24 protein-coding genes are annotated in these 26,626 nt (G+C 68.9%); 8 read left to right on the top strand and 16 right to left on the bottom strand.

Going from position 1 to position 26,626, the window contains the following annotated elements:
* Positions 1–49 precede the first annotated feature (49 nt).
* The gene (gene acnD / locus ACN6O8_RS15825) at positions 50–2,668 is read right to left on the bottom strand and encodes a Fe/S-dependent 2-methylisocitrate dehydratase AcnD (protein ID WP_427991985.1); all 2,619 of its coding nucleotides are present in this window, start codon (positions 2,666–2,668) and stop codon (positions 50–52) included.
* Positions 2,665–3,375 (bottom strand): GntR family transcriptional regulator, encoded by a 711-nt coding sequence (locus ACN6O8_RS15820; protein WP_427991984.1) that lies wholly within the window; start codon positions 3,373–3,375, stop codon positions 2,665–2,667. Before ACN6O8_RS15820 ends, acnD begins: the two co-directional genes overlap by 4 nt.
* A 212-nt stretch (positions 3,376–3,587) precedes the next feature.
* On the opposite strand from ACN6O8_RS15820, the gene ykgO reads away from it, so the two are divergent.
* Entirely contained in the window at positions 3,588–3,728 is a 141-nt protein-coding gene (gene ykgO, locus ACN6O8_RS15815) for a type B 50S ribosomal protein L36 (protein WP_006385796.1), read from the top strand.
* Positions 3,729–3,813: 85 nt separating this feature from the next.
* Here the strand turns inward: ykgO and ACN6O8_RS15810 are convergent, their stop codons facing one another.
* The gene (locus ACN6O8_RS15810) at positions 3,814–3,981 is read right to left on the bottom strand and encodes a hypothetical protein (protein WP_427991983.1); all 168 of its coding nucleotides are present in this window, start codon (positions 3,979–3,981) and stop codon (positions 3,814–3,816) included.
* A gap of 76 nt (positions 3,982–4,057) precedes the next feature.
* Positions 4,058–4,939, bottom strand: coding sequence for an alpha/beta hydrolase (locus ACN6O8_RS15805; protein ID WP_427991982.1), 882 nt, complete (start codon positions 4,937–4,939; stop codon positions 4,058–4,060).
* 309 nt (positions 4,940–5,248) lie between these two features.
* Here ACN6O8_RS15805 and ACN6O8_RS15800 point away from each other — a divergent pair, with 309 nt between their 5' ends.
* From ACN6O8_RS15800 to ACN6O8_RS15770, 7 genes are all read left to right on the top strand, one after another.
* Entirely contained in the window at positions 5,249–5,944 is a 696-nt protein-coding gene (locus ACN6O8_RS15800) for a glutathione S-transferase N-terminal domain-containing protein (RefSeq protein WP_427991981.1), read from the top strand.
* Between the two features lie 253 nt (positions 5,945–6,197).
* Positions 6,198–7,550 carry a c-type cytochrome gene (locus ACN6O8_RS15795; RefSeq protein WP_427991980.1) on the top strand — a complete coding sequence of 451 codons (1,353 nt, stop codon included), beginning with the start codon at positions 6,198–6,200 and terminating at the stop codon, positions 7,548–7,550.
* Positions 7,543–8,439: a c-type cytochrome gene (locus tag ACN6O8_RS15790; RefSeq protein ID WP_427991979.1), complete on the top strand. Its 897-nt coding sequence runs from the start codon at positions 7,543–7,545 to the stop codon at positions 8,437–8,439. Before ACN6O8_RS15795 ends, ACN6O8_RS15790 begins: the two co-directional genes overlap by 8 nt.
* Before the next feature lie 74 nt (positions 8,440–8,513).
* Positions 8,514–9,440 carry a LysR family transcriptional regulator gene (locus ACN6O8_RS15785; protein ID WP_427991978.1) on the top strand — a complete coding sequence of 309 codons (927 nt, stop codon included), beginning with the start codon at positions 8,514–8,516 and terminating at the stop codon, positions 9,438–9,440.
* A gap of 104 nt (positions 9,441–9,544) precedes the next feature.
* Complete coding sequence (gene tcuA / locus ACN6O8_RS15780; RefSeq protein ID WP_427991977.1) at positions 9,545–10,960, top strand: FAD-dependent tricarballylate dehydrogenase TcuA; 1,416 nt, start codon at positions 9,545–9,547, stop codon at positions 10,958–10,960.
* Complete coding sequence (gene tcuB / locus ACN6O8_RS15775) at positions 10,947–12,152, top strand: tricarballylate utilization 4Fe-4S protein TcuB (RefSeq protein ID WP_427991976.1); 1,206 nt, start codon at positions 10,947–10,949, stop codon at positions 12,150–12,152. The genes tcuA and tcuB overlap by 14 nt, the downstream gene beginning before the upstream one ends.
* 90 nt (positions 12,153–12,242) lie before the next feature.
* On the top strand, positions 12,243–13,220 hold the full coding sequence (locus ACN6O8_RS15770) for a Bug family tripartite tricarboxylate transporter substrate binding protein (protein WP_427991975.1): 978 nt from the start codon (positions 12,243–12,245) through the stop codon (positions 13,218–13,220).
* Positions 13,221–13,254: 34 nt separating this feature from the next.
* On the opposite strand, the gene ACN6O8_RS15765 is transcribed toward ACN6O8_RS15770, so the two are convergent.
* The 12 genes from ACN6O8_RS15765 to adeC form a co-directional block, all read right to left on the bottom strand.
* A complete protein-coding gene (locus ACN6O8_RS15765; protein WP_427991974.1) occupies positions 13,255–13,731 on the bottom strand; it encodes a hypothetical protein in 477 nt (158 codons plus the stop codon).
* A gap of 51 nt (positions 13,732–13,782) precedes the next feature.
* Positions 13,783–14,502: a hypothetical protein gene (locus tag ACN6O8_RS15760; RefSeq protein ID WP_427991973.1), complete on the bottom strand. Its 720-nt coding sequence runs from the start codon at positions 14,500–14,502 to the stop codon at positions 13,783–13,785.
* Positions 14,503–14,604: 102 nt separating this feature from the next.
* Positions 14,605–16,014, bottom strand: coding sequence for a PLP-dependent aminotransferase family protein (locus ACN6O8_RS15755; protein WP_427991972.1), 1,410 nt, complete (start codon positions 16,012–16,014; stop codon positions 14,605–14,607).
* A gap of 25 nt (positions 16,015–16,039) precedes the next feature.
* Complete coding sequence (locus ACN6O8_RS15750) at positions 16,040–16,180, bottom strand: DUF2474 family protein (RefSeq protein WP_427991971.1); 141 nt, start codon at positions 16,178–16,180, stop codon at positions 16,040–16,042.
* Positions 16,180–17,187 carry a cytochrome d ubiquinol oxidase subunit II gene (cydB, locus tag ACN6O8_RS15745; protein WP_427991970.1) on the bottom strand — a complete coding sequence of 336 codons (1,008 nt, stop codon included), beginning with the start codon at positions 17,185–17,187 and terminating at the stop codon, positions 16,180–16,182. Before cydB ends, ACN6O8_RS15750 begins: the two co-directional genes overlap by 1 nt.
* Positions 17,188–17,191: 4 nt before the next feature.
* On the bottom strand, positions 17,192–18,628 hold the full coding sequence (locus ACN6O8_RS15740) for a cytochrome ubiquinol oxidase subunit I (RefSeq protein ID WP_427991969.1): 1,437 nt from the start codon (positions 18,626–18,628) through the stop codon (positions 17,192–17,194).
* Positions 18,629–18,929: 301 nt separating this feature from the next.
* Positions 18,930–19,676, bottom strand: a complete 747-nt coding sequence (gene phbB / locus ACN6O8_RS15735) for an acetoacetyl-CoA reductase (RefSeq protein ID WP_427991968.1) — start codon at positions 19,674–19,676, stop codon at positions 18,930–18,932.
* On the bottom strand, positions 19,666–20,139 hold the full coding sequence (locus tag ACN6O8_RS15730; protein ID WP_427991967.1) for a hypothetical protein: 474 nt from the start codon (positions 20,137–20,139) through the stop codon (positions 19,666–19,668). The genes phbB and ACN6O8_RS15730 overlap by 11 nt, the downstream gene beginning before the upstream one ends.
* A 44-nt stretch (positions 20,140–20,183) precedes the next feature.
* On the bottom strand, positions 20,184–21,311 hold the full coding sequence (locus ACN6O8_RS15725; protein WP_427991966.1) for an ABC transporter permease: 1,128 nt from the start codon (positions 21,309–21,311) through the stop codon (positions 20,184–20,186).
* Between the two features lie 3 nt (positions 21,312–21,314).
* The gene (gene rbbA, locus ACN6O8_RS15720) at positions 21,315–24,068 is read right to left on the bottom strand and encodes a ribosome-associated ATPase/putative transporter RbbA (RefSeq protein WP_427991965.1); all 2,754 of its coding nucleotides are present in this window, start codon (positions 24,066–24,068) and stop codon (positions 21,315–21,317) included.
* Positions 24,068–25,135 carry an HlyD family secretion protein gene (locus ACN6O8_RS15715; RefSeq protein WP_427991964.1) on the bottom strand — a complete coding sequence of 356 codons (1,068 nt, stop codon included), beginning with the start codon at positions 25,133–25,135 and terminating at the stop codon, positions 24,068–24,070. Before ACN6O8_RS15715 ends, rbbA begins: the two co-directional genes overlap by 1 nt.
* Positions 25,132–26,625 carry an AdeC/AdeK/OprM family multidrug efflux complex outer membrane factor gene (gene adeC, locus ACN6O8_RS15710; RefSeq protein WP_427991963.1) on the bottom strand — a complete coding sequence of 498 codons (1,494 nt, stop codon included), beginning with the start codon at positions 26,623–26,625 and terminating at the stop codon, positions 25,132–25,134. Before adeC ends, ACN6O8_RS15715 begins: the two co-directional genes overlap by 4 nt.
* Position 26,626: the final 1 nt, after the last annotated feature.

Genomic DNA, 26,626 nt, shown 5'->3' with positions numbered 1-26,626 from the left:
TCTTGGGTGGGGAAGGCGGGCGCCTTGGCGCCCGCCATGCGAAGGTGTGTCAGCCGGCCTGCTTGGCCGCGCCGGCGGCCGATTCGGCTTCCAGGAAGTCCTGCGCGAAGCGTTGCAGCACGCCGCCGGCCTCGTAGATCGACACTTCTTCCGCGGTGTCCAGGCGACAGGTCATCGGCACTTCCAGCGTTTCGCCGTTGCGGCGGCGGATCACCAGCGTCAGGTCGGCGCGCGGCTTGCGCTCGCCCACCACGTCGTAGGTCTCGGTGCCGTCCAGGCCGAGCGTTTTGCGGTTCACGCCCGGCTTGAATTCCAGCGGCAGCACGCCCATGCCGATCAGGTTGGTGCGGTGGATGCGCTCGAAGCCTTCGGCGGCGATGGCCTCGACGCCGGCCAGGCGCACGCCCTTGGCGGCCCAGTCACGCGACGAGCCCTGGCCGTAGTCGGCGCCGGCCACGATGATGAGCGGCTGCTTGCGGCCCATGTAGGTCTCGATGGCTTCCCACATGCGCATTTCCTTGCCTTCCGGTTCGACGCGGGCCAGCGAGCCCTGCTTGACCGTGCCGTCGGCGTTCCTGACCATCTCGTTGAACAGCTTGGGATTGGCGAAGGTGGCGCGCTGCGCGGTCAGGTGGTCGCCGCGGTGGGTGGCGTAGGAGTTGAAATCCTCTTCCGGCAGGCCCATCTTGTGCAGGTATTCGCCGGCGGCGCTGTCCATCAGGATGGCGTTGGACGGCGACAGGTGGTCGGTGGTGATGTTGTCGCCCAGCACGGCCAGCGGCCGCATGCCGCGCAGCGTGCGCTCGCCAGCCAGGGCGCCTTCCCAGTACGGCGGGCGGCGGATGTAGGTGCTCTGCGGGCGCCAGGCGTACAGCGGATCCACGGCGGCGTCGCGCTCGTTGCGCAGGCCGAACATGGGCGCGTAGACCTTGCGGAACTGTTCCGGCTTGACGGCGGCCTTGACCATGGCGTCGATCTCTTCGTCGCTGGGCCAGATGTCCTTCAGGCGGATCTCGCGGCCGTTGGCGTCCGTGCCCAGCACGTCGCGCTCGATGTCGAAGCGGATGGTGCCGGCGATGGCGTAGGCCACCACCAGCGGCGGCGAGGCCAGGAAGGCCTGCTTGGCGTAGGGGTGGATGCGGCCGTCGAAGTTGCGGTTGCCGGACAGCACGGCGGTGGCGTACAGGTCGCGGTCGATGATCTCCTGCTGGATCTTCGGGTCGAGCGCGCCCGACATGCCGTTGCACGTGGTACAGGCGAACGCCACCACGCCGAAGCCGAGTTTTTCCAGCTCTTCGGTGAGGCCGGCTTCGTCCAGGTACAGGGCCACGGCCTTGGAGCCGGGGGCCAGCGAGCTCTTGACCCACGGCTTGCGGGTCAGGCCGGCGCGGTTGGCGTTGCGCGCCAGCAGGCCGGCGGCGATGACGTTGCGCGGGTTGCTGGTGTTGGTGCAACTGGTGATGGCGGCGATGATGACGGCGCCGTCGGGCATCAGGCCCGGCTGGTTCTCGACCGTGCCGGCGATGCCGCGCGCGGCCAGGTCGGACACCGGCAGGCGGCGGTGTGGGTTGGACGGGCCGGCCAGGGTGCGCACCACGGTCGACAGGTCAAAGCGCAGCACGCGCTCGTATTCGGCGGTCTTGAGGCTGTCGGCCCACAGGCCAGCGGTCTTGGCGTAGGTTTCCACCAGCGCGATCTGCTCGTCCTCGCGGCCGGTCAGGCGCAGGTAGTCGATGGTCTGCTGGTCGATGGCGAACATGGCGGCGGTGGCGCCATACTCCGGCGCCATGTTCGAGATGGTGGCGCGGTCGCCCAGCGTCAGGCTGGCGGCGCCTGCGCCGTGGAACTCCAGGTAGGCGCCCACGACCTTTTCCTTGCGCAGGAATTCGGTCAGCGTCAGGACCACGTCGGTGGCGGTGATGCCGGGGCCGGCGCGGCCGGTCAGCTCGACGCCGATGATGTCGGGCAGGCGCATCCACGAGGCGCGGCCCAGCATCACGTTCTCGGCTTCCAGGCCGCCCACGCCGATGGCGATCACGCCCAGCGCGTCCACGTGCGGGGTGTGGCTGTCGGTGCCGACCAGCGTGTCGGGGAAGGCCACGCCGTCCTGCGTGTAGATCACCGGCGACATGCGTTCCAGGTTGATCTGGTGCATGATGCCGTTGCCCGGGGGCACCACTTCGATGTTGCGGAAGGCCTGCTTGGTCCAGTCGATGAAGTGGAAGCGGTCTTCGTTGCGGCGGTCTTCCACCGCGCGGTTCTTGGCGAAGGCGTCGGGGTCGTTGCCGCCGTATTCCACGGCCAGCGAGTGGTCGACGATCAGCTGCACCGGCACCACCGGGTTGACCTTGGCGGGATCGCCGCCCTTGTCGGCGATGGCGTCGCGCAGGCCGGCCAGGTCCACCAGCGCGGTCTGGCCGAGGATGTCATGACAGACCACGCGCGCCGGATACCACGGGAAGTCCAGGTCGCGGCGGCGTTCGATCAGCTGCTTGAGCGCGTCGGTCAGCAGCGCCGGATCGCAACGGCGCACCAGGTTCTCGGCGTGCACGCGCGAAGTGTAGGGCAGGCGGTCGTAGGCGCCGGGGGCGATGGCGTCCACGGCGGCGCGCGCGTCGAAATAGTCCAGGCGGGTGCCTTGCAGGGGCTTGCGATAGGATTTGTTCATGCCTCGGTGCGCTTCAGGTTGCCCTGAGCGATCTGTTTTTCAATGTTGAGACGGGATGCGCGGATGTGGCGGCGCATCAGGAGTTCAGCCAGCTCGCCATCGCGGTCGGCGATGGCGTCCAGAATGCGGTGGTGCTCGGCATACGACTGCCGCGGGCGGTTGGGGGTGGTCGAGTACTGGATACGGTACATCCGCGCCAGTTGATAGAGCTCGTCGCACAGCATGCGGAACAGCATCTGGTTGCCGCTGCCCTTGACGATGCGGTAGTGGAAGTCGTAGTCGCCCTCCTGCTGGTAGTAGCCGATGCCGGCCTGGAAGGCCTCGTCCTTTTCGTGGGCGTGCAGCACCTGGCGCACTTGCTCGACTTCGGCCGGCGCCATGCGTTCGGCCGCCAGGCGGCAGGCCATGCCTTCGAGCGATTCGCGGATTTCGTAGAGTTCGGCCAGTTCCTGCGGGCTGAGCGACACCACCCGGGCGCCGGCGTGCGGCACCCGCACCAGCAGGCGCTGGCCTTCGAGCCGGTGCAGGGCCTCGCGCAGCGGCCCGCGGCTGACGCCGTGGATGCGCGCCAGTTCGGGTTCCGAGATCTTGCTGCCGGGGGCGATTTCGCCCTTGACGATGGCGGCCTGGATTTTGCGGAAGATCTGTTCCGCCAGGGTCTCGCTGTCGTCGGGCAGGGCGCCGGGCAAGGTCAGCACTTTGCTCATGGTGTCGACAATCAGGTGATTTTTTGGGTCAAAATCCGCTGCTTAACGCCGCTGGGCGTTGGATTGTCAACAATTTACCCGTGGTCTGAGAAGGCTGCAAGCGGCCCGGCTATCCTTGCGTGACAATAGTAATGTTATTACATATCATTCAATATCCGCCGACGGCCCGCGAGGGCGTTGCGGCCTGTTTGCCCTCTTGCCGGAGCCCCCGCATGAAAGTCCTTTCGTCGCTCAAAGACGCCAAGACCCGCCACCGTGACTGCCAGGTGGTCAAGCGTCGCGGGCGCATCTACGTGATCTGCAAGTCCAACCCGCGCTTCAAGGCGCGCCAGGGCGGGGCCAAGCACAAGTAGCCGCGCAGGGGGGCGCCGGGGCGCGTGGCGTTGCGCCCTGGCCAGCCGCCGCGACCGCGCGCGGCGGGCCGGCGGCGCCGGGCTTTCAGGGGCCGGTGTCCGGATAGTTCGGGCCGGCGTCGCGGAAGCCGCCGCTGCTGTATGGATTGACGGCACCGGGGTGCGGCGGGCCGCCCGGGCCCAGTGAGGAACAGCCGCTCAGAATCAGCAGGGCGGCCAGCAAGGCAAGCGCGCGTGGGGTGGTGGCATGCATGGTCATCTCCGGCGGCTGCCCCTCGGTAGCCGCATACAGCCTATTTTTCTGCTGCCAGTTTACGCCTGACGCCGGCTTATGGGGAGGGCCGTATCGCCGGCGCGTCCGGTGCGCGCGCGTGGCGCCCGAGTTGCGCATCGATGAACGCGACAATGGCGCGGGTGGCGTCATTGTCGCCGCCGACGTCGGTGTCGATCTGCCCGTGGTTGCGCGCAACCGGCAGCACCTGCGCCTGGCCGCCCCGGGCCGTCAGCTGCGCCGCATAGTCGCGCGACCGCTGGCACGAGTGCGGTCGCAGCGACGAACAGACCAGCAGGGTGGGCGGATTGGCCCCGCTCAGTTGCGCGGCCGGCGAGGCCGCGCGCCATTGCGCCGGATCATTGCCGAACGCCTTGTCGTAGAACGGCGCGTGTTCGGCGGCCATGATGCGCGGCAGGTCGAAGGGCGTGCCGTCCAGGATGATGCTGGCCCGCCATGGCGCCGCGCCGGTACGCTGGCGCATGGCGGCATCGGCCGCCAGCAGGGCCAGCAGGTGGCCGCCGGAAGAATGCCCCATCAGCACGAGGCGGCCGGGATCGGCGTGCCAGGCGGCGGCGTGGCGCTGGATCCACGCCACGGCCAGGCCCAGGTCTTCGGCCTGGGCACGCGGCGGCGCGTCGGGCAGCAGGCGTGTGTTGACGGAGACGACCACGAAGCCCAGCGGCAGCCAGCGCGCGAGCTTGTCCTGGATGAAGGCCGGATCGGCCTTGTCGCCATGGGCCCAGGAACCGCCGTGCACCAGCAGCAGGATCGGCGCGGGGGCGGCGCCGGGCGTGTCGGGGCGATAGAGGTCGGCCCGTTGCGCGGCATCCGGGCCATAGCGCAGGTCGGTGGACGCGGCCGCCGCCGCCATGCGCGGCGGCACGCAGAGCAACGCGATCAGGCAGAGCAGGCGGATGACGGGCATGGCGGCGGGCATGGGGGGGCGGTCGCAAGTCGGCTTGCCGCGTAATGTAGCGCGGCCGCCACCGCCGTGGCGGGGGTGTCCGGCGCCTGCCTGACCGCCGTGCTGCGTACCGGTACCTACCGATGGGAAATACCCGACGCGCCGTATCCAACGTCGCGCCCGTCCTGGAACAGTGTGTTGCGCCGCCAGTGTCTGCGGCATGGCCGGCGGAGGGCTTGGCGGCCGGCGATTTGCGCTACATTTGCCCGACGCGGGCGCCGGCCGATGGCCGCCGCGCTCGCCACCCCGCATCGCCACCCGGATCTCCAGGAGCCTCCCCGCATGTCCTCCCTAGACTCGTTCGCCATCACCCGGAAATGGCCCGCCCGCCATCCCGACCGCATCCAGCTGTATTCGCTGCCCACGCCCAACGGCGTCAAGGTGTCGATCCTGCTGGAAGAGCTGGGCCTGCCGTATGAGCCGCACCGGGTCAGTTTCGATTCGCAGGATCAGTTCTCGCCGGAATTCCTGTCGCTCAGCCCGAACAACAAGATTCCCGCCATCCTCGATCCCAATGGCCCCGACGGCAAGCCGCTGGCGCTGTTCGAGTCGGGCGCCATCCTGGTCTATCTGGCCAGCAAGACCGGCCAGTTCATCCCCGCCGACACCGCCGGCCGTTTCGAGACGCTGCAATGGGTGATGTTCCAGATGGGCGGCATCGGCCCGATGTTCGGCCAGTTGGGCTTCTTCCACAAGTTCGCCGGCAAGGACTACGAGGACAAGCGGCCGCGCGACCGCTACGTGGCCGAATCCAAGCGCCTGCTAGGGGTGCTGGACAAGCGCCTGGAAGGGCGCGACTGGGTCATGGGTGAATACACCATCGCCGATATCGCCATCCTGCCGTGGGTACGCAACCTGATCGGCTTCTACGGCGCCGGCGAGCTGGTCGAGTTTTCGCAATTCAAGAACGTGGCCCGCGTGCTGGACGCCTTCGTGGCGCGTCCGGCGGTGGCCAAGGGCCTCACGATCCCGGCCTGACGGCGCGGGCGGCGCGGATCCGGCGGGTGTCGCGGCCCGGCGGATCCGCGCGCAAGTGTGCTTCCGCCTGATCGTTGCCCTGTTAATTAGTCTGAAGGATCGAGGCGGTTTGCGCCGCATCAAACAGGCCCGGTATCCACATGCTTTTTGGTCATATGCTTATTACCAAAAGGCGTAAGCTGGCTCCATAAGCTGGACGACGCAGTACGAACCCCCGACGTGCGCGCTGCCCGGCACGCAACGGAGGGTCAGCATGAAGCATTTCGGGATCAAGGCGGTGGCGCTCCTGGCGCTGGCGGGCCTGGGCGGCGGTATCGGCGGCGCCCACCTGTTGACCGCCATCCGCAAGACCGATCACACCGCCGCCGTCGATCCGCAGGACCGGCGGCTGGCCGAGGCCGGCGCCTACATCGCGCGCACCGCCGACTGTGTCGCCTGTCACAGCGTGCCGGGTGACAAGCCCTTCGCGGGCGGCCTGGCAATGCAGACGCCGGTCGGCACGATCTATTCCTCCAACATCACGCCCGACCAGGTCTCGGGCATCGGCGCCTACAGTTACGCCGATTTCAAGAACGCGGTGCAGTACGGCATCCGCAAGGACGGCGCGGCGCTCTATCCCGCCATGCCGTATCCGTCGTATGCCATCATGCCTGACCGCGACATCCAGGCGCTTTACGCTTATTTCATGTCCGACGTCGCGCCGGTCGCCAAGCCCAGCGCCGATTCCACCATCCCCTGGCCCCTGAACATGCGTTGGCCCATGGCCTGGTGGCAACTGCTGTTCGCCGGCAAGCGCGACTTCGCCGCGCCGGCGGGCGCGGACGAGCGGGTGACGCGCGGCGCCTACCTGGTGGAAGGCCCGGGCCATTGCGGCGCCTGCCACACGCCGCGCGGCCTGGCCTACCAGGAGAAGGCGCTGTCCATGGCAGACGGCGATGCCTTCCTGTCCGGCGCCGTGATCGACGGCTGGCGCGCCAAGAGCCTGCGGGGCGAGGCGCGCGGGCTGGCCTCCTGGAGCGCGGAGGACATCGCGCTGTTCCTCAAGACTGGCCGCACCGACCGGGTGGCGGTGTTCGGCGCCATGGCCGACGTGGTCGAGCACAGCACGCGCTACTTCACCGATGACGACCTGAGCGCGATCGCCGCCTACCTGAAGCAGTTGCCGCCGGTGCCGGGCAAGGCCACCGCGTTCCCCGCCAAGGCCGACAGCACGACCGCGTCGCTGCTGGACGGCCGCTACGACTCGCGCGGCGCCGTGATCTACATGGAGCACTGCGTCATCTGCCATCGCGCCGACGGCCAGGGCATGCCGCGCGTCTTTCCGGCGCTGGCGGGCAATTCCGCCATCTTCGCGCAGAACCCGCAGTCCATCATCCAGATCACCCTGGAAGGCGGCGGGATGCCGGCCAATGACCATGACGCCATGGCCTTCGCCATGCCGCGCTTCAATCACCTGAGCGACCAGGACATCACCGACGTCATCAATTTCATCCGCACGGCCTGGGCCAACCAGGCGCCGCCGATCGCCAGCGACGAGGTGGCGCACATCCGCGCCTTCCTGGCCGGCAAGAAGCCCAACATCGTCTCGGGAGGCAAGCATGAGTAAGCTGCACAAGATCGCCGCCGCGCTGGCGCTGATGGCCGCCGGTGGCATGGCCGCGCTGGCCGCGCCGCCCGCGCCGGCCGAAACCCAGACCTTCGCGGTGCTCGACAAGGACGGCAAGCGGCTGGCCGACTACACCATCCCGTCCGACACCCTGATCGACAAGGAACCCAACGCCGGACAGATCCGCTACGGCCAGCGTCTGCTCAACGAAACCCGCCGGCTGTTGCCGAACAACACCGGCGCCAGCCTCAATTGCAGCAGTTGTCACGTGCAGCAGGGCAAGAAGCCGCTGGGCGCGCCCTATATCAATTCGTTCAATTCGTTCCCGCAGTTCAATCCGCGCGCCGGCCGCGAGGTGTCGCTGGCCGATCGCATCAACGGCTGTTTCCAGCGTTCGATGAACGGCAAGCCGCTGGCCAAGGAATCGCCCGAAATGCGGGCGATGCTGGCCTACATGAAGTGGCTGGCGCAGGACGTGCCGCATGGCGCCAAGGTGCAGATCAAGAACGCCTGGCCCATCGATACCAAGCTGGTTCCCGACGCGGCGCGCGGCAAGACCCTGTACGCGGCGCAGTGCGCGGCCTGCCATGGCGCCGACGGCGAGGGCAAGCGCGATCGCGCCGGCAACATCGTCTTCCCACCGCTGTGGGGCGAGGAATCGTTCAACATCGGCGCGGGTCTGGCGCGCACCTACAAGGCGGCTGCCTTCATCCGCAACAACATGCCGATGGGCGTCAATACCCATGGCAACTGGGGCGAGGGCCGGGTGCTGTCCGATCAGGACGCGGTCGACGTGGCCGAATACTTCACCCACATGCCGCGGCCGGATTTCCCGCCCAAGGACAAGGACTGGCCGGACGGCAAGAAGCCCAAGGACGCGCGCTACTGAGAGGCGCGCCGGGGCAGGGCGGCGGCGCGCCCAGCGGCCTACAATCGGCGGGTCTTCCTACCTCCGGGCCCGCCATGGAACTGCGCCAGCTTCGTTATTTCGTTCGCGTCGTCGAAGCCGGCAGCATTGGCCGCGCGGCCATGTCGCTGGGCATGGTGACGTCCGCGCTGAGCCAGCAGATCAGCCGGCTCGAAGGCGAACTGGCCACGCGACTGCTGCAACGCAGCGCCAGCGGCGTGGTGCCGACCGACGCCGGGCTGGCGTTCTTTCGCCAGGCCCAGCTGGCGCTGCGCCACGCCGACGATGCGATCCAGGCCGCGCAGCAGGCGCGCCTGGCCGGCCATGTCAGCGTCGGTCTGCCGTCCACCACCGCCGCGATCCTGGGCGCGCCGTTCGTGCAGGCCATGAACCAGCGCTATCCGGACATCCGTCTGCATCTGGTCGAGGCGCTGTCGGGTCATCTGGCCGACATGCTCAACGGCCGCCAGCTCGACGTGGCCATCGTGTTCCATGCCGAGGCGGCGCGCCGCTGGCACGTCACGCCATTGCTGGACGAGCCCCTGTACTTGTGCGCCCGGCGCGACCTGCCGGGCCTGCCGGCCGGCCCCACCACCCGCCTGGAGGAGATCGCCGGCCTGCCGCTGGTGCTGCCCGGTGGCCGCCATGGGCTGCGCGCTTCGGTCAACCAGGCGTTCCAGCAGGCCGGCCATGTGCCGCGCGTGGTGGCCGAGGTCGATGGCCTGGCGTTGCTGATGGACGTGGTGCAGTTGGGCTATGCCGCCACCATCCAGCCCGGCTCCGCCACCGCCCGCCTCGCGCCCGGCCAGTTGTTCATGGCGCGCATCGACGAAGCCGACCTGTTCCGGCCCAATCTGTTGGCCAGCCTGTCGGAGGAGGAGTTGTCGCCCGCCGCGCTGGCCGCGCGCCTGGTGCTGGCCGATGTTGCGCGTACCTTGGCGCGCGACGGCAAATGGGCGGTCACGACGCTGCACACCGGCTGAGCGCGGCGCGCCCTTCACGAATCATGAAGACCCGTTGACGGCGCGCTGATATCGCGCCGCGCCGCGCCGGCCTACAGTCCGTTCCTTGATCCGGGAACGATGACATGGTCGATGTATTGGTGATAGGCGGAGGCAATGCGGCGCTGTGCGCGGCCCTGATGGCGCGCGAGGCCGGCGCCAGCGTGCTGCTGCTGGAAGCCGCGCCGCGCGCATGGCGCGGCGGCAATTCGCAGCACACGCGCAATCTGCGCTGCATGCACGATGCGCCGCAGGACGTTCTGGTGGATGCCTATCCGGAAGAGGAGTACTGGCAGGATCTGCTCAAAGTCACCGGCGGCCAGACCGACGAAAAGCTGGCGCGGCTGGTGATCCGCGAATCGGCCACCTGCCGCGACTGGATGCGGCGCCACGGTGTCAATTTCCAGCCGCCGCTGTCGGGCGCGCTGCACGTGGCCCGCACCAATGCCTTCTTCATGGGCGGCGGCAAGGCGCTGGTCAACGCCTATTACCGCAGCGCCGAGGCCCTGGGCGTGCGCATCCGCTACGACGCGCCGGTGGACGCGCTGGAACTGCAGGACGGCCGCTTCAAGGCCGCCCGCATCGGCGCCGAACGCATCGAGGCGCGCGCCTGTGTGCTGGCGGCCGGCGGCTTCGAATCCAACCGCGAGTGGCTGCGCGAGGCCTGGGGCCAGAACGAGCGCGGCGAATGGCCGGCCGACAATTTCCTCATCCGCGGCACGCGCTTCAACCAGGGCGTGCTGCTCAAGTTCATGCTGGACGCGGGCGCCGACCGCATCGGCGATCCGTCGCAGTCGCATTGCGTGGCCATCGACGCGCGCGCGCCGCTGTACGACGGCGGCATCTGTACCCGCATCGACTGCGTTTCGCTGGGCGTGGTGGTCAACCGCGACGCGCGCCGCTTCTACGACGAAGGCGAGGACTTCTGGCCCAAGCGCTACGCCATCTGGGGCCGCCTGACGGCGATGCAGCCGGGGCAGATCGCCTATTCCATCATCGACGCCAAGGCCGTCGGCCGCTTCATGCCGCCGGTGTTTCCCGGCGTCACCGCCGATTCCGTGCCCGAACTGGGGCGCCGCCTGGGCCTGGATCCGGTGGCATTCGAGAACACCATCCGCGAATACAACCAGGCCTGTCGCGCCGGCACCTTCGACCACACGGTGCTGGACGACTGCCGCACCGAGGGGCTGGCGCCCGCCAAGACCCACTGGGCCCGGCCCATCGATACCGCGCCATTCTACGGCTACGCGCTGCGGCCCGGCATCACCTTCACCTACCTGGGCCTGAAGGTGGACGAGAGTGCCGCGGTCCGCTTCAACGGCGTGCCTAGCGACAACCTGTTCGTGGCGGGCGAGATGATGGCTGGCAATGTGCTGGGCAAGGGCTACACGGCGGGGGTCGGCATGTCGATCGGCACGGCCTTCGGCCGCATCGCCGGCACCCGCGCCGCCGCGGCCGCGCAACGCACTCACCGCACCGGAGCACAACATGCGGCAGCTTGAGACCCTGGCCCGCGAGGCCCAATCGTTCGGCCAGCCCGCGCCGGCCGCGGCCGAGCAACCCGTGCGCTGGCATGGCCGTGGCGCCGCCGCGCTCAGCCACGACGAAACCGAAGCGGCGCGGGTCATGCAGATCTGCAACGCCTGTCGCTACTGCGAGGGCTTCTGCGCCGTCTTTCCGGCCATGACCCGGCGCCTGGAATTCGGCAAGGCCGACCTCAACTACCTGGCCAACCTGTGCCACAACTGCGGCGCTTGCCTGCACGCCTGTCAGTACGCGCCGCCGCACGAATTCGCGGTGAACGTGCCGCAGGCCATGGCCCGGGTACGGTTGCAGACTTACACCGAATACGCGTTCCCGGCCGCGCTGGGCAAGCTGTACCGGCGCAACGGGCTGGCGCTGTCGCTGGCCACGGCGGCCGGGCTGGCGTTGTTCCTGGTGCTGACGGTGATGCTGACGGGCGGCCTGTGGCACGCGCCGCTGGCGGGAAATTTCTATGCGGTGTTCCCGCACAACACGCTGGCGTTGATGTTCGGCGCGGTGTTCGGCTTCGCCATGCTGGCGCTGGGCATCGGCGCGGCGCGCTTCTGGCGCGACGTCAGCCCCGGCGCGGCCAGTGGCGCGGCCGTGGCCGAGGCCGCGCAGGACGCGCTGCGCCTGCGCTATCTGGATGGCGGCCATGGCAAGGGTTGCAACAACGCCGACGACGCTTTCACGCTGTGGCGCAGGCGCTTTCACCACTTCACGTTCTACGGCTTCATGCTGTGCTTTGCCGCCACCGGCGTGGCCACGCTTTATCACTACCTGCTGGGCGAGCCGGCGCCGTATCCGTTCTGGAGCGCGCCGGTGCTGCTGGGCACGGCGGGCGGCATCGGCCTGTTGATCGGGCCGGCGGGGCTGCTGTGGCTGAATCTGAAGCGCCATCCGTTGCAGGGCGACGCGGCGCAAAAGCCGATGGATCGGGGTTTCATCGCCTTGCTGCTGCTGACCAGCGCCACCGGCCTGGCGCTGCTGGCCGGCCGCGATACCGGCGCCATGGCGCTGTTGCTGGCGGTGCATCTGGGCGTGGTGATGGCGCTGTTCCTGACCTTGCCCTACGGCAAGTTCGCGCATGGCATCTACCGCTCGGCCGCGCTGCTCAAGTGGGCGATCGAGAAGCGCCAGCCCGACACGTTGCGCGCGGGCGCCGATTGAGGCGCGCCCGCCGCCCCGCGCGGCGGGCGCGCGTTCGCATGACGGCGCCCTCGAAGGCGCCGCGATTCCAATATTCTTCAGGAGACTTGCATGTTCGCTCATCGCCTTGCCCGCCTGGCGTTCGCCGCCGGCTGTCTGCTGCCGGCCCTGCCGGCGGCCCACGCGCAGTCTTTTCCCGCCAAGCCGATCACCCTGGTGGTGCCGCATTCGGCCGGCGGCACCTCGGACATCCTGGCGCGCACGGTGGCGGCCGAGGCCGCCAAATCGCTCGGCCAGACCGTCGTGATCGACAACAAGGGCGGCGCCAACGGCACCATCGCCGCCAAGCAGGTGGCCGCGGCCGCCCCGGATGGCTACACGCTGCTGCTGGCGACCGCCAGCACCCACGGTATCAACCCCTCGCTGTATTCGAACATTTCGTATGACGCCGCCCGGGACTTCAAGCCGGTCACGCTGCTGGCCACGGTGCCCAACGTGCTGGTGGTCGGGCCCAATGTGAAGACCGCCAGCGTGCAGGCGCTGATTGCCTACATCAAGACCCAGGGCGACCGCATCAACATGGGCTCGGCCGGGGCCGGCACGCCGGGCCACCTGGCCGGCGAGATGTTCAAGCGCGCCGCGGCCTTGCAGTTCACGCACGTGCCTTACAAGGGCGGCAGCCCGGCCATTACCGACCTGATCGGCGGCCAGATCGACTTCATGTTCACCACCATTCCGGGCGTGTTGCCGCACGTCAGGGCCGGCACCTTGCGGGCGCTGGCGGTGACCTCGCCGCAGCGCTCGCCCGCCCTGCCGGAAATCCCCACCATGGCCGAGTCGGGCCTGGCGGGTTTCCAGGCCCTGTCGTGGCACGGGGCGGTGGCGCCGGCGGGCACGCCGGACGCGGTGGTGGCCCGCCTGAACGAGGCCTTGAGCGCGGCGTTGGCCGCGCCGGCGGTCAAGCAACGCCTGATGGAGGAAGGGGCGCAGGCGTCAACGCTGCACACCGCGGCCTTCGGCGGGTTCATCCAGCAGGAGATCGCGGCCTGGGCACAGGCGGTGAAGGATTCCGGCGCCACCGTGAACTGAGCGCGGCGTGGCCGCGCCCGTCAGGCTGGGGTGTTCAACGCGCCTGGTAGGCGTCGCACAGGGCCAGGTATTCGTCGCCGCTGATTTCCAGCGCCATCGCCTGGATCAGCACCCGCTTGCGGTCCGGCAGCGAGGTCTTGAGCTGGATCTGCCGGGCGGTCGGGATGCCGACGTAGGTCTGGTTGACGTAGGTGTTCTCATTGATGGCCTGCCACGCAATGACGGTGCCGTCCGTCAGCCGCAGGCCTTCGCGCGTGAAAGTGATCACCGGTTTGGCCGGGCCGAAGGCGCGCATCAGGCTGCGGATCACCAGCCAGACGCCGATGGCCGCGATGGCGGCGAAGAACGCCATGCCGCCGAGATTGTCGCGGGCGCGCACCGCCAGGGCGCCGAACGCCAACGCGGCCACCGTCCAGATGACGGCGCCGGCGATGAGGCGGTTGCGCGAGTAGTACACCGGGCGGTCGGCCAGGGTCTGGGCTTGGTGCGAAGCGGAGCTGTAGATTTCCATGTCGAGGTTGCGTGCTAGGGAGAATGGCCGCCTAGGGGGCGGGCGTCGGGATCAGGCGGGCAGGTAGTGCCGCAGACAGGCCAGCATTACCGGTTCGTTGTCGATACCGGAGCGGTCGACCTTGTGGATCTTGTCGCGCGCGACGATGATCAGCGTCTCGTCGGTTTCCATGCCTTCGCTGTCGGATTGCGTGCGGATGGTGTCGATGCTGGCCCAGGGAATCTGCCGGCCCTTGTAGACCATGCCGGCCGCGTTCATGCCGAGCGTGCCGAAGTCGACGGTGGCGCCGGCGTCGATGCGGCGTCGGGCGTCGGCTTCGAGATTGCCGCCCACACGCGCATCCAGTTGCTCCAGCAGTACCTCGGCATGGTTCCAGAGCGCCAGGCGCAGGCGCACGCGCCGGCCGTCGGTCAGCGTCAGCAACAGGTGATCGCGGTTGTGCCGATGGCGCATGGCGGCGATCTCGGCGTAGGGCACCGCGAGCGTGCCGAGGTGCAGCGCCCGCTCATCCAGCGTCAGGGCGGCGGGCGCGCGCCACCACGCCACCAGGTCCGAACCGCGCCACAGCAGGTAACCCACGGTCGGCAGGGTCAGCAGGAAGATCAACCACATGGCGCGATAGCGCAGCATCTCGACCAGCAGGCGGCGCGGCAGCAGCCAGATATCGATGACGGCCAGCAGTTGCGCGGCGAACAGGTAGAGCAACGCCGCCGCGCCCAGGTAACAACCCAGCGCGTGGCGCGGTAGAACACGAGGAAACGAAGTCGTCATGGGAGTCGAGCCGCGACGCGGCACCGTCCTGATGTTGAAGGCTTCGCACTCTAAGGGATGGGCGCCGGGGTGGGGTTTCCATCTGTATCAATATGGCGTATTTCATGTCGCCATCAGCTTGCCCAGCGTCGCCATGCCCTGTTCCAGCGCGTCGGTCCAGGGATGGCCGCAGTTCAAGCGCAGGAAATTGCCGAACGCGCCCGAGGACGAAAACAGCGGCCCTGGCGCGATGCTGATGCCATGATCCAGCGCCGCGCGGTGCAGGCGCAGGGTGTCGATGTGCGCAGGCAGTTCGACCCAGGTGAAGTAGCCGCCCAGCGGCCGCGTGGCGCGCGTGCCCTTGGGAAAGAAGCGCGCCACCGCTTGCAGCATCTCGCCTTGCTGCAAGGCCAGCGTCTGGCGGAACTGGCGCAGGTGGCGGTCATAGCCGCCCTGCGCCAGGTAGGCGGCGATGGCGGCCTGCGTCGGCGCGGCGGTGGCCAGGCTGGTGGTGAGCTTGTTGCGCATGATGGCGCGGGTATAGCGCCCGGCCGCGACCCAGCCGACCCGGTAGCCTGGCGCCAGCGTTTTCGAGAACGACGAGCAGTGCATCACCAGGCCCTCGGTATCGAACGCCTTGGCCGGACGTGGCCGGCTGCCGCCGAAATACAGCTCGCCGTAGACGTCGTCCTCGATCAGCGCGACGCCGTGGCGCGTCAGCAGACTGACCAGCGCTTCCTTCTTGGCCTCGGGCATCAGGCTGCCCAGCGGATTCTGGAAGGTGGTCATGAGCCAGCAGGCGCGCGGCTGGTGTTGCACGATGGCCTGCTCCAGCGCCTGCAGGTCGATGCCTTCGCGCGGATGCGTCGCCACTTCGACGGCGTGCAGCTGGTTGCGTTCGAGCGACTGCAAGGCGGCGTAGAACGTGGGGGATTCCACGATCACCGCGTCGCCGGGCCGCGTGACCGCGCTCAGACACAGGTTGAGCGCATCGAGCGCGCCGTTGGTGATGATGATGTCGTCCACCGGCACCGCCAGCCCGTCGGCCAGGTAACGCAGCGCGATGGCGCGGCGCAGCGCCGCGTCGCCCGGACTGAGATCGTCGATCGAGCCCCACGGATCCAAGTGCTGCACGGTGGTCGCCATGAAGCGCGCCAGCCGGCCGTAGGGCAGCAGCGAGGGACTGGGAAAGGCCGAGCCGAACGGCAGCATGTCGCGCCGCAGGGTGGCGTTCAGCACCTGCAGCACGTTGTCGCTGACGTCCACCGCATGACGGCCGGCGGGCGCGCTGGACAGCCCTTCCGGCTCGGGCGGCGCGGCCTGCGTGGCGGGCAGCACGTAGTAGCCGGAACGGTCGCGCGCGCGGATCAGGCCGCGCGCTTCCAACAGGTAGTAGGCCTTGAACACCGTCGACGGGCTGACGCCGCGGCTGGCGCTGGTCTGGCGCACCGAGGGCAGGCGGTCGCCGGCCCGCAGCAGGCCCGACAGGATCGAGGCGGTGATCTCTTCGGTCAGACGTTCGTAGCGCTTCATGCGAGGCTCCAGGGAAGGCGGCGCGTCAGGTGGACATGCCGATGGCGCGCATGGCCAGTCGCAGCACGGCGGCGGCCAGCCCCAGCGCCGCCACGCCGGCGGCCCATAGCAACAGCAGCCACAGCAGCCGGCCGCGCCAGGACGGCAGGCAGGGCGGGGCGGCCATCAGTGCAATGCCTCGCCGGTGCGCACCTTGCCGCGGAACACATAGTAGGACCAGGCGGTGTACATCAGGATGATCGGAATGATGGCGAGCGCGCCGACCAGCGCGAAGCCCAGGCTCTGCGGCGGCGCGGCGGCGTCCCAGAGCGACACGTCGGGCGGAACCACGGCGGGCCAGATGCTGATGCCCAGGCCGCTGTAGCCCAGGAACACCAGGCACAGCGCCAGCACGAACGGCCCGGCGTTCGGGGTGCCGCGCACGCGCCGCATCAACTCGATGCCGGCGGCCGCCACCAGCAGCGGCACCGGCAGGAACCAGAACATGTTCGGCAGGCTGAACCAGCGCTGCGCGATCCGCGGCTGCGCCAGCGGCGTCCACAGGCTGAGCGCGGCGATCACCGCCAGCAGCGCCAGCGTCAACGGCCCCGCCAGCGCGCACATGTGGCGATGCAGGCGGCCCTCGGTCTTCATGATGAGCCAGGTGCAGCCCAGCAGTGCGTAGGCCACCACCAGGCCCGCTCCGGTGAACAGCGAGAACGGGCTGATCCAGTCCCACGGCCCGCCCTGATAGACGCGGTCGAGCACCGGAATGCCTTCGAGGTAGGCGCCCAGCGTCACGCCCTGGAAGAAGGTCGCGCACAGCGAACCCAACACGAAGGCACGGTCCCATAGCGCGCGATGGCGCGGATCGGCCTTGAAGCGGAACTCGAACGCCACGCCACGGAAGATCAGGCCCAGCAGCATGAAGACCAGCGGCAGGTACAGCGCGCTCAGGATCACCGAGTAGGCCAGCGGAAACGCGGCCAGCAGTCCCGCGCCGCCCAGCACCAGCCAGGTCTCGTTGCCGTCCCACACCGGGGCGACGGTGTTGACCATGGCGTCGCGTTCCTCGGCGTCGGACACCAGCGGAAAGAGGATGCCGATGCCCAGGTCGAAGCCGTCCATCACCACGTACATCATCACGCCGAACAGGATGATGACGGCCCATATCAATGCAAGGTCGATGCCCATGAGGTCAGGCTCCTTTGAATCCAGGTTGCGCGGATGCGGCGGGCGCCGAGGTCGAGGCGGCCGACAGCGGCCGCGATGGCTGGCGCGGCTCGCCCGGGCCGCCCGACAGCGGCGCATGGCCGGGCGCCGGGGTGGGGCCCATGCGGATCAGGCGCAGCATGTACGACACGCCGGCCCCAAACACGCACAGGTACACCGCCACGAACAGCACCAGCGTCAGCGTCAGCTCGCCCAGGCCGTGGCGGGTGGCCGCGTCGGCCGTGCGCATCACGCCATAGACGACCCACGGCTGGCGGCCGATCTCGGTCACGTACCAGCCGGCCAGCATCGCCACCAGGCCGGACGGCCCCATCCACAGCGCGAAGCGCTGCAGCGCGCGCCACTGGTACAGGCGGCCGCGCCAGCGCGCCCACAGCGCCCAGGCCGCCAGCAGGATCATCAGCATGCCCAGCCCCGCCATGACGCGGAACGACCAGAACACCACGGTGGCATTGGGGCGGTCTTGCGGCGGATACGACTTCAGGCCCGGGAACTGCCCGTCCCAGCTATGCGTGAGGATCAGGCTGCCCAGGCGCGGCACGTTGAGCGCGTAACGGGTCGCTTCGCCTGCCATGTCGGGAATGCCGAACAGGGTCAGCGGCACACCTGCGCCCGGTTCGTTGTCCCAATGGCCTTCGATCGCGGCGATTTTGGCGGGCTGGTGCCTGAGCGTGTTCAGGCCGTGGACGTCGCCCACCACCGCTTGCAGCGGCGCGGAAATCGCCAGCATGGCCATCGCCATTGCGAACATCTTCTTCACGGCCGGGCCGCGGTCGCCGCGCAGCAGGTGCCAGGCCCCGGACGCGCCCACCATCAGCGCGGTGGCCAGGAACGCGGCAATGCCCATGTGCGCCAGGCGGTAGGGAAACGACGGGTTGAAGATCACCGCCAGCCAGTCGGTCGGCACCACGCGGCCGTCCAGGATCTCGTAGCCGGCGGGGGTCTGCATCCAACTGTTGGAGGCCAGGATCCAGGTGGCCGACACCAGCGTGCCCAATGCCACCATGATGGTCGAAAAAAAGTGCAGGCCCGGGCCCACCCGCGACCAGCCGAACAGCATCACGCCGAGAAAGCCGGCCTCCAGGAAAAACGCGGTCAACACCTCGTAAGCCAGCAGCGGCCCGGTGACGCTGCCGGCGAAATCGGAGAAGAAGCTCCAGTTGGTGCCGAACTGGTACGCCATCACCAGCCCGGACACCACGCCCATGCCGAAGTTGACGGCGAAGATCTTGGTCCAGAAGTGGTAGAGGTCGCGGTAGACGGTGTCGCGGGTGCGCAGCCAGCAGCCTTCGAGCACGGCCAGGTAGCTGGCCAGGCCGATGGTGATGGCCGGAAAAATGATGTGGAAGGAAATCGTGAAACCGAACTGTATTCGGGCAAGCAGTAGCGCGTCGCTATCCATGACGGGAGATTCCTGACTTCAAGAGCCGCGCGCTCCTGCCGCCACCAGGCGGCGCGCGCGGGCAGGCCGATGCCTGTTGCGTCAAGATAGGCCGCACGCGCGGTGCAGTACAGATTCAGAAGCGTCAGGAAAAAGCGGATCAGTTTCGCGGCGGCAGCCGGCTCGCGCCACGGTCTCCCTGGGAAAACCGGCTTGGCGCAATGAAAGGGCCAGATGGCGGCGTTACAAAAAAAACAGCACAGCGATCATGCCGTGCTGCCCGGTATCGTCCGTTTGCCGATCGCCATCGGCGCGCGGCAGGTCAATACATGTGCTGCCCGCCGTTCATGGCGACATTGCTGCCGGTCATGAACGCCGCCGCGTCGCTGCAGATGAACGCCACCAGCGCGGCGATTTCGTCGGGTTGACCCAGCCGGCCCAGCGGAATCTGCGGCAGGATCTTTTCCTTGAGCACGTCTTGCGGCACGGCCTCGACCATGCGCGTGGCCAAGTAGCCTGGCGACACGGTATTGACCGTGACCCCTTTCCTGGCCAGCTCCAGCGCCAGCGACTTGGTGAAGCCATGGATGCCGGCTTTCGACGCGGCATAGTTGGTCTGCCCGAAGGCGCCCTTGGAACCGTTCACCGACGAGATGTTGACGATGCGGCCCCAGCCGCGGTCGGCCATCGGCCCGCACAAGGGCTGCGTCATGTTGAACAGCGAATCGAGATTGCTGCGCAGCACGTCCTGCCAGTTCTCGTAGCTCATCTTGCGCAGGCTGGCGTCGCGCGTGATGCCGGCGTTGTTGATCAGGATGTCGATCTGGCGGCCGTCGTCGGCCAGGCGCCGCGCCAGGGCCTGGCAGGCGTCGTAGTCGGCCACGTCGACCTTGACCAGGTCGAAATGGCGTCCCTGGGCCGCCTCCTGGTCGATCCAGGCGCGGGCCCCCGCGTCGTCGGAGTGGCAGGTGATGATGACATCGTGGCCGGCGTCATGCAGCGCCCGGGCAATGGCGCGTCCCAGGCAGCCGGTGCCGCCGGTGACCAGCGCGGTGCGTTCAGTCGCCATGGCGCGCTCCCGATTGGCTCGCTTCGCGCATGGCCGAGCAGGCCGAGGCCATCTGATCGCAGTACGACGACCACATGCGCGTCAGCGGCGAATCGGCCAGGCCGCCGCTGGCGGCGGCCGAGGCGTTGCGCAGCCAGCTGCTCACGGCCTCGCTGACGCCGGCGGCCAGCGCCGCCTGGTCTTCCAGCGCGGCGTGGGTGATGGCCTGGCCGGCTTCGAGCTGGCACTGCCAATGCTTGCGGGTGGCCTCGCCCAAGGCGGGGGCGATGTTCTGCCAGTTGCCGTCGACCTTCAGCGGCGCCAGGCTCGACAGGTACTGGCCGGTGCCGTCGCTGGCCAGGCGCTGGCCGAGTTGCAGCCAGCGCTGTTGGCTTTCGCGCGCCAGTTCACCCAGGCGTTGGCAATAGGTGGCAGTGGCGCCGGCGAGGTCCTGGGGCGCGGGGGCGGTTGTCTTTTTCATCATGCGTCCTTTTAAGAGATTGGTAAGGGGCAACGACTGCACAGGCCTCACGCCATCTGGCTGAGGGTCTTGCGGAAACGGGTCAACGAGAAGGCGAACAGGACGCTGCCGATCAGCGCCAGCGCCAGGAACGGTTGCCATACGACGCTCAATCCCGCGCCGCGAAAGAGAATGGCCTGGCCGAGTTCCACGAAATGGGTGGTGGGGGCGGCCAGCATGATGTTCTGCACGAATTCCGGCATGCTCTCGCGCGGCGTGGTGCCGCCGGACAGCAGTTGCAGCGGCAGCAGCACCAGCACCAGCAGCATGCCGAATTGCGGCATGCTGCGCGCGAGGGTGGCCATGAAGATGCCCATGGAGGTGGTTGCGAACAGGTGCAGCGCTACCCCAGCCAGGAACAGCGCCACCGATCCCTCGACCGGCACGTGCAACAGGCCACGCACGATGAATGTCAACGATAGCCCAGCGGACACCCAAACCACCAGCCCCATCGACCAGACCTTGGCCAGCATGATCTCGGTCGGTGTTACAGGCATGACGAGCAGGTGCTCGATGGTGCCGTGCTCGCGTTCGCGGATCAGCGCGGCGCCGGTCAGGATGATGGACAGCATGGTGACGTTGTTGATGATCTCCATCAGGCTGCCGAACCACGCCTGCGTCAGATTGGGGTTGAAGCGCATGCGCACCGCCAGCTCCACCGGCAGCTCGGTCGGCTTGCGGTAGCGCTTGACGAATTCGTTGATTTCGTCGGTCAGGATCTGCTGGATGTAGCTGCTGCCGGTGAATGCCTGGCTCATGCGGGTGGCATCCACATTCAACTGGATCTCGGCCGGCCGGCCCGCCAGTACGTCGCGTTGGAAGTCCGGCGGCACGTTGACCACGAAGGTGTAGCGCCCGGCGTCCATACCGGCATCGGCTTCGGTCGCGGTGATCATCGCCGGCCGGGTGAAATGCGGCGGGTAGAACGCCGAGGCGATGCGCGCGGACAGCGGCGAGACGTCCTCGTCCACCACCGCGATGGCCGCGTTGTGCAGCGACTCGGGCACGGCGGTGGCGGCGGTGTAGATCATCAGCGTGAACGACACGAAGATCAGCACCAGCATCATCGGGTCGCGCGCCAGGCTCCACAGTTCCTTGACGCCCAGGCGGAAGATATTGGCGGCGTGTCGCGGCATGGCTCAGGTCTCCTGCTTTTTCAGAAGCAGCACCGACGCGCCCAGGATCACGGGAATCGCGGCGATCAGGGGCCAGAACGATCCCTGCAGGTTGGAGAAATCCAGCGCCTTGCTGAACACGCCGCGGCTGATGGTGAGCATGTGGGTGGCGGGGTAAACCTCCCCGATCAGCTTGCCCCCGCCTTCCAGCGACGACACCGGATTGAGCAGGCCGGCGAACTGCACCGCCGGCACCAGCGTGCCGATCATGGTGAAAAACAGCGCCGCGATCTGGCTGCGGGTGAAGGTCGAGGCCAGCAGGCCGATGGCGGTGGCCACGATGTTGTAGAGCAGCGCGGCCGCCAGCAGCGTGGTGAAGCTGCCGGTGATCGGCACGCCGAACAGGGTCACGGCCATCAGCGTCATCAACAGGAAATTCAGCATCGCCAACGCCACGTAGGGCGCCTGTTTGCCCAGCAGGAATTCCAGCCGCGTCACCGGCGTGACGTACAGGTTGATAATCGAGCCCAGTTCCTTCTCGCGCACCACCGCCAGCGCTGTCAGCATGGCCGGCATCATCAGCAGCAACAGCGGAATCACCGCCGGCACCATCGCCGGCAGGCTGCGCACGTCGGGGTTGTAGCGAAAGCGCGTCTCGATGCCGACTCCCTGGGTGGCGGCGGCGCCCAGGCGTTCGCGCGCCTGCTGCTGCAGCCAGCCCTGGTGCATGCCGAGCACGTAGCCGCGGATGGTTTCGGCGCGCTGCGGCATGGCGCCGTCGATCCAGACGCCGATCTGGGCGTTGCGGCCGCGCTCGGCGTCACGCGCGAAACCCTGCGGAATCTCGATCGCCAGCGACAGTTCGCCACTGCGCATGCGCGCGTCCATGTCCTGGTAGCTGGTGATGGGCGGCTGTTCGATGAAGTAGCGCGAGCCCGCCAGGTTCAGGCTGTAGTTCTGGCTCAGCGTGGTCTGGTCGCGATCCATGACGGCATAGCGCAGGTCTTCCACGTCCAGGCTGATGCCGAAGCCGATCACGAACATCAGCAGCAGCGAGCCGGCCAGCGCCAGGGTGGCGCGCACCGGATCGCGGCGCAGTTCCAGCGCCTCGCGCCACATGTAGCTGAACATGCGTTGCGGGCTGAAGCCGCGCGGCTCGGCGGCCGGCGCCGGCGCGAGCGCGGCGGGGGACGGTTCGGTTTCCCGGGCGGTCTCGGGCGCGGTGCCCGCGCCCGCATCGATCAGGTAGGCGATGAAGGCCTCTTCGAGCGTGCGGGCGCCGCGCATCCGGGTGATTTCGTCGGGCGCGGCGCTGACCAGCACCTTGCCCGCGTGCATCAGCGACATGCGGTCGCAGCGCTGCGCCTCGTTCATGAAATGGGTCGAGATGAAAATGGTGACTTGATCCTGCCGCGCCAGCGCGATCAGCAGGCGCCAGAAGTTGTCGCGCGCCACCGGGTCCACGCCCGAGGTCGGTTCGTCCAGGATCAGCAGCTCGGGTTTGTGCACCATGGCCACCGCCAGCGACAGGCGCTGGCGCACCCCCATGGGCAGCTTTTCGGGCAATTCGTCCAGCGATTCACCCAGGTCGAAGCGCGCCACCATTTCGTCCACGCGGCCGGGGATTGCCGACTCGGGCACATGGAACAGCCGCGCATGCAGCACCAGGTTCTGCCGCACGGTCAGCTCGCCATACAGCGAAAACGCCTGCGACATGTAGCCGACGCGGCGGCGCGTGTCGAGGTTGCGCGGGTCGACCTCGGCGCCGAACAGCCAGGCCTGGCCCTCGCTGGCCGGCAGCAGGCCGGTCAGCATCTTCATGGTGGTGGATTTGCCGCAGCCGTTGGAGCCGAGAAAGCCGAAGATCTCGCCCTTGCGGATGCGGAAGTTGACGTGGTCGACGGCGACGAAGTCGCCGAAGCGCATGGTCAGGTCGCGCGCCTCGATGGCGATGGGCGCGTCGTCGCCCAGCGCCAGGGGCGTGATCTCGACGGGTTTGTGCCCGCGCCGCTTTTCCTCGGGCAGCAGGGCGATGAAGGCGGCCTCCAGCGAGCCGCTGCCGGTGCGCTGGCGCAGTTCGTCCGGGGTGCCGGTGGCCAGCACGCGGCCGTCGTCCATGGCGATCAGCCAATCGAAGCGTTGGGCCTCGTCCATGTAGGCGGTGGCGACGATCACGCTCATGCCCGGGCGCTCGCGCCGGATCTGGTTGATCAGGTCCCAGAACTGCGCCCGCGCCAGCGGATCGACACCGGTGGTGGGTTCGTCCAGGATCAGCAGATCGGGGTCGTGGATCAGCGCGCAGCACAGGCCCAGCTTCTGCTTCATGCCGCCGGACAGCTTGCCCGCCGGGCGCGACAGGAACGCGGCCATGCCGGTGCTGCGCGTCAGGTTGTCGATGCGGCGGCGGCGCTCGGCCGCGCCGTGGCCGAACAGGCGGCCGAAGAATTGCAGGTTCTCTTCCACCGACAGCGTGGGGTAGAGATTCTTGCCCAGCCCCTGCGGCATGTAGGCGATGCGCGGACAGACGTCATCGCGATGGCGCTTGTCGGCCATGTCGCCGCCCAGCACCTCGACCTTGCCGGCTTGCACCGCGCGCGAGCCGGCCGCCAGCGCCAGCAGGCTCGACTTGCCCACGCCATCCGGGCCGATCAGGCCGACCATGCGGCCGGCCGGAATGTGCAGCGAAATGTCGTCCAGCGCCAGCGTCTTGCCGTAGCGCAGCGACACCCCCGACAGCTTGACCACCGCAGCGGGGGAGGCCGTCGTGGCCGCGCTCATCACGGCACCTTGACTTCAAGGTTGGCGGGCCATTGCGCATCGCCATCCAGCTTGAGCCAGGCCACGCCGGGCAGGCCGGTCTTGACCTGGCGCAGATGCTGGCGCAGCAGCTCGGGGTCGATCTGCGCCTTGACGCGGAACATCAGCTTCTGGCGCTCGGTGGCCGTCTCGACCGTCTTGGGCGTGAACTGCGCGGTGCTGGCCACGAACGACACCTTGGCCGGAATGACGTATTGCGGCGCCGCATCCAGCACGATGCGCACATCCTGGCCCAGGGCGACGCGGCCGGCGGCCTGCTCCGGCAGGAAAAACGTCATGTAGACATCGGCCAGGTCGACCATGTTCAGCACCTTGCCGCCGGCGCCCAGCACCTCGCCGGCCTGGGCCACGCGATACTGCACGCGGCCATCGCGCGGGGCGCGCAGTTCGCTGTCGGCGATATCGGCCTCGATGCGGGCGATGGTGGCCTGGGCCGCGTCGATCGCCGACCGGGCGCCCACCTGCGCGGCGCGGGCGGCGTCGATGGCGGCCTGCGCCGCCTTGACCTGGGCGCGGCCGGCGTTGACCGCGGCCTGGGCGCTGCGCACCCGGGCGCGGTCGTCGTCCAGTTCCTGGATCGACGAGGCGCCTTCCTTGGACAGGGTCTCGGATCGCGCCAGGCGCCGACGGGCGGCGTCCAGCTCGCTTTCGCGCTGCACCACCACGGCCTCGGCGGCGAGCTTGTCGCTTTCGCGCTGCGCTACCTGCGCGGCGGCGCTGGCGGCGTTGTTGACGGCCTGCTGGTACTGGGCGCGGGCCTCTTCGCGCTGCGCCTGCAACGTGTCGATCTGCATCCGGGCCAGCGGCTGGCCGGCGCTGACGAAATCGCCCTCGGCCACCAGCACGTCCTGCACCCGTCCGGCCAGCTTGGTGGCGACGTCGACCTCGGTGGCCTCGATGCGGCCATTGCCGCTGATGAAGCCCGGGCCGGGGCCATTGTCCGACAGCATGCGCCAGCCGTAGTAGCCGGCGGCGGCCACGGCCACGATCGCGAACAGGGGAATCAGTTTTCGGGTGGGCAGCTTCATGAGGCGGATCCTGTGTGGGGCGGGGCGGCGGCGGGAGCGGGCGGGGCGGGCGGCGTGGCGCGCGCCTGCGTGCCGCCGCCTAGCGCGGCGTACAGGCCGACGCGGGCCGACAACAGCGCGCGGCGGGTCTGCACCAGCGTCTGCTGGGCGGCCAGCAGGTCGCGTTGCGCGTCCAGCACCTCCAGGTAGGGCGAGGCGCCGTGGTCGTAGCGCAACTTGGCCAGCCGCGCGCGCTCGCTTTGCGCGTCCACGGTGGCGCGCAACACCTGCACCTGCTCGGCCAGCCAGCGGCGCGCCGAGAGCGCGTCGGCCACGTCCTTGAAGGCGCTCTGGATGGCGCGTTCATAGCTGGCCACGGCCTGGTCGCGGCGGACTTCGGCCAGATCCAGGTTGGCGCCGCGGCGGCCGGCGTCGAAGATCGGCAGATCGAGGGTCGGTGCGAAGTTCCAGGCGCGGCTGCCGGCGCCGAACAGGCCGTCCAGCTCGGCGCTGGCGGTGCCAAAGGCGCCGGTCAGCGTGATGCGGGGAAAGAAAGCGGCGCGGGCCGCGCCGATGTTGGCATTGGCGGCGCGCAACTGGTGCTCGGCGGCGACGATGTCGGGCCGGTTGGTCAGCAGATCCGACGGCAATCCGGCCGGCAAGTCGCGCATCACGCTGTCGTCATCCAGGCCGGCGCGCGGCAGGGGAAGCGGCAAGGGCTGGCCGGTCAACAGCTCCAGCGCGTGCGCTTGCGTGGCGCGGGCCTGCTCCAGGTCGGCGCCCAGCGCGCGGGCTTGTTGCCACAGCGTTTCGACCTGCGTCAGGTCGAGTTTCGAGATCGCGCCGACCTCGTAGCGGCGGCGGAAGATGCGCAGCGATTCTTCGCGCGAGGCGATCGTCTCGCGCGTCAGCGCCAAGCGCTCATCCAGCTCGCGCAGCGACAGATAGCTGTCGGCCACCTGCGCGATCAGGCTCAGTGTCGCGGCCTCGGCGGCGGCGTCCGACGCCAGGTAGTTCTCCAGCGCGGCGTCCTTGAGGCTGCGCACGCGGCCCCAGAAGTCCAGTTCCCAGGCCGCCATGCCCACGCCGACCTGGTACTGGCTCGCCACTTGCGGTTGACCGGTAAGGTTCAGGTCGCCCGGGGTGCGGCCGCGGCTGCCGTCCGCCTGGACGCCGAGGGTGGGAAACTGGTCGGCGCGCTGGATGCCGTAAAGCGCGCGCGCCTCCTCGACCCGCAGCAGGGCCACGCGCAGATCGCGGTTGTGCGCCAGGGCGTCGGCGATCAGGCCTTGCAGCACGGGGTCGGTGAAATAGCCGCGCCAGTCGATCCGGGCCGCGGCCGGCGCCGCGTCGCCGGGCGTGGCGGCCTGACCGGGAAAGACGGCGGCCACTGGCGCCGCGGGCCGCGCATACGGCGGCGCCAGCGAGACGCAGCCTTGCGCCAGCAGCACGGCCAGGGCGGCCGGCGCCAGCCGCGCGAGGCGCCATCGCGCAAGGGGGCGGCGGGGCATG

This window comes from Achromobacter sp. (genome assembly GCF_050285565.1).
In the GTDB taxonomy this organism is placed as follows: Bacteria; Pseudomonadota; Gammaproteobacteria; order Burkholderiales; family Burkholderiaceae_B; genus Achromobacter.
Note: the sequence above shows the minus strand (reverse complement) of the source record. Positions and strands in the feature narration are given on the sequence as shown.

Bases quoted from the DNA above. Each gene is read 5' to 3' on its own strand.
- acnD (WP_427991985.1), bottom strand. From the start codon at position 2,668: ATGAACAAATCCTATCGCAAGCCCCTGCAAGGCACCCGCCTGGACTAT.
- ACN6O8_RS15820 (WP_427991984.1), bottom strand. From the start codon at position 3,375: ATGAGCAAAGTGCTGACCTTGCCCGGCGCCCTGCCCGACGACAGCGAG.
- ykgO (WP_006385796.1), top strand. From the start codon at position 3,588: ATGAAAGTCCTTTCGTCGCTCAAAGACGCCAAGACCCGCCACCGTGAC.
- ACN6O8_RS15810 (WP_427991983.1), bottom strand. From the start codon at position 3,981: ATGCATGCCACCACCCCACGCGCGCTTGCCTTGCTGGCCGCCCTGCTG.
- ACN6O8_RS15805 (WP_427991982.1), bottom strand. From the start codon at position 4,939: ATGCCCGCCGCCATGCCCGTCATCCGCCTGCTCTGCCTGATCGCGTTG.
- ACN6O8_RS15800 (WP_427991981.1), top strand. From the start codon at position 5,249: ATGTCCTCCCTAGACTCGTTCGCCATCACCCGGAAATGGCCCGCCCGC.
- ACN6O8_RS15795 (WP_427991980.1), top strand. From the start codon at position 6,198: ATGAAGCATTTCGGGATCAAGGCGGTGGCGCTCCTGGCGCTGGCGGGC.
- ACN6O8_RS15790 (WP_427991979.1), top strand. From the start codon at position 7,543: ATGAGTAAGCTGCACAAGATCGCCGCCGCGCTGGCGCTGATGGCCGCC.
- ACN6O8_RS15785 (WP_427991978.1), top strand. From the start codon at position 8,514: ATGGAACTGCGCCAGCTTCGTTATTTCGTTCGCGTCGTCGAAGCCGGC.
- tcuA (WP_427991977.1), top strand. From the start codon at position 9,545: ATGGTCGATGTATTGGTGATAGGCGGAGGCAATGCGGCGCTGTGCGCG.
- tcuB (WP_427991976.1), top strand. From the start codon at position 10,947: ATGCGGCAGCTTGAGACCCTGGCCCGCGAGGCCCAATCGTTCGGCCAG.
- ACN6O8_RS15770 (WP_427991975.1), top strand. From the start codon at position 12,243: ATGTTCGCTCATCGCCTTGCCCGCCTGGCGTTCGCCGCCGGCTGTCTG.
- ACN6O8_RS15765 (WP_427991974.1), bottom strand. From the start codon at position 13,731: ATGGAAATCTACAGCTCCGCTTCGCACCAAGCCCAGACCCTGGCCGAC.
- ACN6O8_RS15760 (WP_427991973.1), bottom strand. From the start codon at position 14,502: ATGACGACTTCGTTTCCTCGTGTTCTACCGCGCCACGCGCTGGGTTGT.
- ACN6O8_RS15755 (WP_427991972.1), bottom strand. From the start codon at position 16,014: ATGAAGCGCTACGAACGTCTGACCGAAGAGATCACCGCCTCGATCCTG.
- ACN6O8_RS15750 (WP_427991971.1), bottom strand. From the start codon at position 16,180: ATGGCCGCCCCGCCCTGCCTGCCGTCCTGGCGCGGCCGGCTGCTGTGG.
- cydB (WP_427991970.1), bottom strand. From the start codon at position 17,187: ATGGGCATCGACCTTGCATTGATATGGGCCGTCATCATCCTGTTCGGC.
- ACN6O8_RS15740 (WP_427991969.1), bottom strand. From the start codon at position 18,628: ATGGATAGCGACGCGCTACTGCTTGCCCGAATACAGTTCGGTTTCACG.
- phbB (WP_427991968.1), bottom strand. From the start codon at position 19,676: ATGGCGACTGAACGCACCGCGCTGGTCACCGGCGGCACCGGCTGCCTG.
- ACN6O8_RS15730 (WP_427991967.1), bottom strand. From the start codon at position 20,139: ATGATGAAAAAGACAACCGCCCCCGCGCCCCAGGACCTCGCCGGCGCC.
- ACN6O8_RS15725 (WP_427991966.1), bottom strand. From the start codon at position 21,311: ATGCCGCGACACGCCGCCAATATCTTCCGCCTGGGCGTCAAGGAACTG.
- rbbA (WP_427991965.1), bottom strand. From the start codon at position 24,068: ATGAGCGCGGCCACGACGGCCTCCCCCGCTGCGGTGGTCAAGCTGTCG.
- ACN6O8_RS15715 (WP_427991964.1), bottom strand. From the start codon at position 25,135: ATGAAGCTGCCCACCCGAAAACTGATTCCCCTGTTCGCGATCGTGGCC.
- adeC (WP_427991963.1), bottom strand. From the start codon at position 26,625: ATGCCCCGCCGCCCCCTTGCGCGATGGCGCCTCGCGCGGCTGGCGCCG.